Here is a 4,891-nt window from a genome sequence, read left to right on the forward strand (position 1 = left end):
ATAATAAATTTAATGTACTTTGCCCCGCATCACGTAATCCGCCCAATATCTGTAAGGGAACATCTTGATACCAAGCGTAGTGCTTCGGTCACAAGGTCATTGAGGGCTAGTGGCTGGAGCAGATAGAATTTTATATCGGGCTACCGTTCATTAACTTTGAGCAGAATAAAATAATGATTAAGCTTGTGATAGAGATCTAAAAATAAATGAAAATCCCCAATCTATTGATCGGGGAAAATATTAAATTAATTTCTCATTGTTGAGCAATACAATCATATTTTCTTTTCCTAGCTCTGAGCGTAATAGATCTGCTATTTCTGATGTATTCATTTCCGGAAAGGATTTATCATTTACCGATACCATAAAATATGATCTAGCACCTTCAAAACCAAATTCTTCAGCAATTAATAACTTACTTTCTTGAGAATATCTTTTCTGCTTATCACTAATAAACTCTAATTGTTTTCGTTCTAAAATTGGTGAAGCCAAATAAATAATATATGATTTATCAAAAATATCATTATAATCTGATTTAATCTTACTAATTTTTTTATTTAATAACTCTGCATCTAATGTTGTATAGCATGTTATATCTATTGCCATAATATTTATCTCACTTAATTCTAGTTATATTTTCTGATTTATCTATAACAATTATTTTATCCAATCCTTTAATCTCCCATTTAGAAAACTGTTCTTCAAGAGCATCTACTGTCACTTTAGAATCAGATATATTAATAACTACATTGTTTGTTTGCCCCTTAAGCACTTTATCTTCAACGCCAGCCCAAATATTCCTAACATTATTTGAACTTGGAGCATAGTTATCAAATATTTCACTGTTAATTTTGTAATCTGGATTTTTTATTCCTGATGTAATAGGATTCTGTTCCACATGATAACCATTCTTTGAAAGAATTTGAGCACTTTCATTTTCTCTTATAATTGAGCGTATATTTTCAGAAGTACTTGAAAGTGGTATTTCAGTTGGTTTGCCGGTTAAAGAGCCTCTCTCTCCCTTTTCAGCAACATTATTCCAATTAACCTCATCTAATTCAACTGTGACTGTATCAATTTTATAATGTACTTTTGTTCTGACTTCAGTTACGGTTATTTTGATGCGGGCGTATTTTAGTAAGCGTAATGAGCGGGTAAGGGGTTCGGCTAAGCTGCCGATTAATAATCCTTCCAAACTGTTTTTTAGTCGTCCTTCAGCAGCCTTGTCGTCCGGTTTGGCTTGTAGATATTCGGTTACTGGGTTAGCCAGTTCAGGAAATTGTTGTATTAAGTTTGACAGGCGTTCTTCATGGGGATTAAATACCACAAAATCGGTGACACTGCCGGCTATCATTCCTTTGCCCCATGAGCCCATTTTTTGCAACGGCCGGATAAACTTGCTGGCTTTAAACATAGGAATAAAACCGACCAGAAATTGACTCACGCCATGCGTTAAAGCACCGGCGATGGTTTCAGGTGGTGAAACCTGAGGCAGTTGTAAGGGATTGGGTGCTTCGCCAATTGGTTTATTATGGGGAATTTCGGCATAGGTTTTCCATAAAATAATCGATGGCATAGAATTTTGCCAGATATAATCTAAGGTATTTTGTCCGGCATTACGCACTTCAACCAATACTTGTAACGGGACATTGGTATACCAAGCGTAGTGCTTTGGTCACAAGGTCATTGAGGGCTAGTAGCTGGAACTGATAAGGCTTTATGTCGGACGACCAACCATTATTAAAATTGAGCAGAATATATTAATTATTGAACATACAATGTGGATCTGGGTACTTAAAAATTCGCTCCCCACAAGTTAAGCGGGGAACTGATTAACAAGCGTAAGGAACCAAATGAGAATTTGGCAATCCATTATAGATATCGATCGCTTCTTGGCCTTCAGCAATAAACTCAACATCAATAGGATCGGGTGGATTATCGGGATCTTTATAATCTCCTTCTAAAAAAGCTTTATATTGCTCTAACACATATAAAAGTTGTTCTTTGTTTATTAATATTTGTTGTTCTTCTGAATACTCTGTACCAATAAAAATATAATCATCAGTAATTAGAACCCAAAAAGCATTACCAACACCAAACATACCATCTGGTGCAGGGCTATTTTCCAAATCAATCAAGTTACTTATCCAGATATTAACAGAGTTAATAGAACATTGAAGATCTGATGATAACCAAGATGCTAATGCAATAATACCATAGCCTTGTTTTGGTCTATATCTTATATTCTCATCAGAAAAACAACCTGATGGGCGGAACATACTAAATGTTTTGTTCCAATTGAATATTATTTTTTTATTTAACATTATTTCTTAACTCCTTGATAAACAGGCCATGCTGTAGCACCTGTGCCATTCGGTTTTTTATAAAAGCCTTCCATTTCTATACCACTTGAGGATGTCCCCTGCCACATTTCTTTATTATCAGGATTGGGTTTTGAATTTTCAAAAGCACTTTTAATTTCCATTTCTGTTTGACGTTTAGACCAATGCTCGGGGAAAAAAGTTGTTTCAGCTTGTTTTTTATACCATTTTCCGGTTGCAGGATCTCTGACTGATATATATCCTTTTGTGACACCATTAGCATCTGCTGCACCAGTCCATATATCAACCCTAATATTCGGATCTCTTAAATAATGCCCACCGGTACCAATCCTAGTACCGTTTGCATAAGTTTTAATCTCACCATTTAAAATATGTTCAGTATTGATCGTTATCTGAGTACCTTTATCGGCTTGTTGTTGAATTAGTTCTGCCGGTGTAGAAGATGATGTAAAATCTTCAAGGTATTCTCCAACTTTACTTTCTATATTTCTCGTTCCCTTTTCAGCAACATTATTCCAATTAACCTCATCTAATTCAACCGTGACTGTATCAATTTTATAATGTACTTTTGTTCTGACTTCGGTAGCGGTTATTTTGATGCGGGCATATTTTAATAAGCGTAATGAGCGGGTAAGGGGTTCGGCTAAGCTGCCGATTAATAATCCTTCCAAACTAAATCGCTAAAAAAGTTGGTTGAATTTAGTATGGTCAATGATCACTTTTCAAAGTAGATTAGTAGTGAGCATTACAACTTTTCCTTTAGATAATCACATACAATATTGTGTGGTTTTTTATATTTTGCCGATTTATAAAGCACTAGTGACATTAACATTCATGATAATTTGTAATATTAGATTTTCTAACTAGATAGATTTAATTTTGACATACAAGTTTTTGGGGGCTTCAGGAAAATACTTAAACAAAGCAGGACAAAGCCAACCTTCCATATCAAATTCTTTCGAGTAATACCAGTTACCAGCATTATCAGATCTTCGCCATTCTAAACAAAGATCGGTATCAGGGAAGTAATCTTTAGAAAAGATTAAAATAAATCCTTTTTCAGCATTTGGGATTGATTCAGTGGCTTTATCAATTAAAGTATCTGCGCCAGAAACAAAAGGCTCTTGTAACAAGCCTACCTTTTCATCATCAAAGACCCACATATCAAGATATTTATATGGTTTTATAATATTAATTGAGTTCATGTATTTTCCCTTAATGGAAACATTCGTAAAATATTCATTAGCGCGAAGAGAATTTTGGAGTTAGGAGTCCAAATTGGTAGTTTTTCGTGACCAATAAATAAAAAATTGGAGTCGTATTTCAAGTCATCATCAGAAATACCTTCTTTCCTAATATCAATTAACTTCTCTATACTATCTAATTTTAATTGATAGATACTATTATTATGATAACTAATATATGTTTTCAATAAATTTAATGAAAACTTATAATTTTCATTTATCATTTTATTATTAAGCCTACGAATATTAATAAATTATCTACGCAATTTATTAATATTCGTTACAGCTAATTCCATTTTTCTTCGAGCTGAAATATTAGCCGAATGAATTTTTATTTTTGGAGGTTCAAAGTTTTTCATAACTATAGCATTCTCTATCCACAAAAGAACATCATAACCAGTACCTCTTTTATCATCCCCTAAATCATGATCTAAACTAATTTCTTCTACAAAACCAGTTTTTAATAAATTTATCATTTCATCAGGCCAATATACTTGAATCCATCCATTTGGAGGCTTTCGAATATCATCTAAAAATATTTTCATAATTATTCAATAATTAGATAAAGAATCATAATATGCTATTAACTCTTCAAGCAATAAATCAAGTTCCGCACCATCTTTTCTGAAAAAACCATCTTTTAACTTGCCTCCTGATAAAACAACAGAATAGAAATTATCTTTACTCCGTTGACCATCCAACTTAATAATAACGGATGCTCCATCTTTTGCTATCGCTTCAATATTTTTCCAATAACACTCTAATTTAAAATTATTTTTCATTTTTTAAAGCCCTCGATATATCTTCAATTTCTCTTAATTTTCCGGTTGCTACATCATCTATTACTTTTCGAATTTGTACAGGTGACAAATTCATATTATTTTTATTTACTAATTGTTCAACAACTGTTTGTGCAGTGCGTTTGTTACCATCATTAAATAAATGTCGCCCTGCAATATCCCTTATAGCTACAGCAATTTTGTCATAAAAATTTTCTCTATATGACATATTAGCAAGAATTGTCTCTATTTCACCTGTTAATGTATGACTTCCTCCATATGATTTATTTATGTTTGATATTTCTTCAATACTTAATTCCTTAAATGATGAAACGACAAAATCAGTTGCTTTTTCAGTATTATACCAATTCCCTTCTACTTCAACTGTTTCAATTTTATAATGTACTTTTGTTCTGACTTCGGTAGCGGTTATTTTGATGCGGGCGTATTTTAGTAAGCGTAATGAGCGGGTAAGGGGTTCGGCTAAGCTGCCGATTAATAATCCTTCCAAACTGTTTTTTAGTCGTCC

Annotated in this window: 8 protein-coding genes; all 8 read right to left on the minus strand. The window is 33.1% G+C overall.

Going from position 1 to position 4,891, the window contains the following annotated elements; genetic code table 11:
• Positions 1-240: 240 nt before the first annotated feature.
• A complete protein-coding gene (locus tag JMI89_RS11535; protein WP_187756448.1) occupies positions 241-603 on the minus strand; it encodes a hypothetical protein in 363 nt (120 codons plus the stop codon).
• A gap of 10 nt (positions 604-613) precedes the next feature.
• Entirely contained in the window at positions 614-1,621 is a 1,008-nt protein-coding gene (locus tag JMI89_RS11540) for a hypothetical protein (protein WP_220680148.1), read from the minus strand.
• A 208-nt stretch (positions 1,622-1,829) separates the two neighbouring features.
• Positions 1,830-2,321 carry a DUF5376 family protein gene (locus tag JMI89_RS11545; RefSeq protein WP_187756468.1) on the minus strand — a complete coding sequence of 164 codons (492 nt, stop codon included), beginning with the start codon at positions 2,319-2,321 and terminating at the stop codon, positions 1,830-1,832.
• Entirely contained in the window at positions 2,321-3,010 is a 690-nt protein-coding gene (locus JMI89_RS11550; protein ID WP_220680149.1) for an EndoU domain-containing protein, read from the minus strand. Before JMI89_RS11550 ends, JMI89_RS11545 begins: the two co-directional genes overlap by 1 nt.
• A gap of 192 nt (positions 3,011-3,202) precedes the next feature.
• Positions 3,203-3,544: a DUF6717 family protein gene (locus tag JMI89_RS11555; protein WP_065559780.1), complete on the minus strand. Its 342-nt coding sequence runs from the start codon at positions 3,542-3,544 to the stop codon at positions 3,203-3,205.
• A 293-nt stretch (positions 3,545-3,837) separates the two neighbouring features.
• Positions 3,838-4,128, minus strand: coding sequence for a cyclic-phosphate processing receiver domain-containing protein (locus tag JMI89_RS11560; protein WP_220680150.1), 291 nt, complete (start codon positions 4,126-4,128; stop codon positions 3,838-3,840).
• A 6-nt stretch (positions 4,129-4,134) separates the two neighbouring features.
• Complete coding sequence (locus JMI89_RS11565) at positions 4,135-4,365, minus strand: hypothetical protein (protein ID WP_220680151.1); 231 nt, start codon at positions 4,363-4,365, stop codon at positions 4,135-4,137.
• Positions 4,355-4,891: Fic family protein (locus JMI89_RS11570; RefSeq protein ID WP_220680152.1), on the minus strand; the 537-nt coding region annotated here is incomplete at its 5' end. The genes JMI89_RS11565 and JMI89_RS11570, both read right to left, overlap by 11 nt.

Origin of the sequence: Frischella sp. Ac48, assembly GCF_019641635.1 — a bacterium.
GTDB lineage: Bacteria > Pseudomonadota > Gammaproteobacteria > Enterobacterales > Orbaceae > Frischella > Frischella japonica.

Coding starts and splice junctions, on each gene's coding strand:
- JMI89_RS11535 (WP_187756448.1), bottom strand. CDS start 603: ATGGCAATAGATATAACATGCTATACAACATTAGATGCAGAGTTATTA.
- JMI89_RS11545 (WP_187756468.1), bottom strand. CDS start 2,321: ATGTTAAATAAAAAAATAATATTCAATTGGAACAAAACATTTAGTATG.
- JMI89_RS11555 (WP_065559780.1), bottom strand. CDS start 3,544: ATGAACTCAATTAATATTATAAAACCATATAAATATCTTGATATGTGG.
- JMI89_RS11560 (WP_220680150.1), bottom strand. CDS start 4,128: ATGAAAATATTTTTAGATGATATTCGAAAGCCTCCAAATGGATGGATT.
- JMI89_RS11565 (WP_220680151.1), bottom strand. CDS start 4,365: ATGAAAAATAATTTTAAATTAGAGTGTTATTGGAAAAATATTGAAGCG.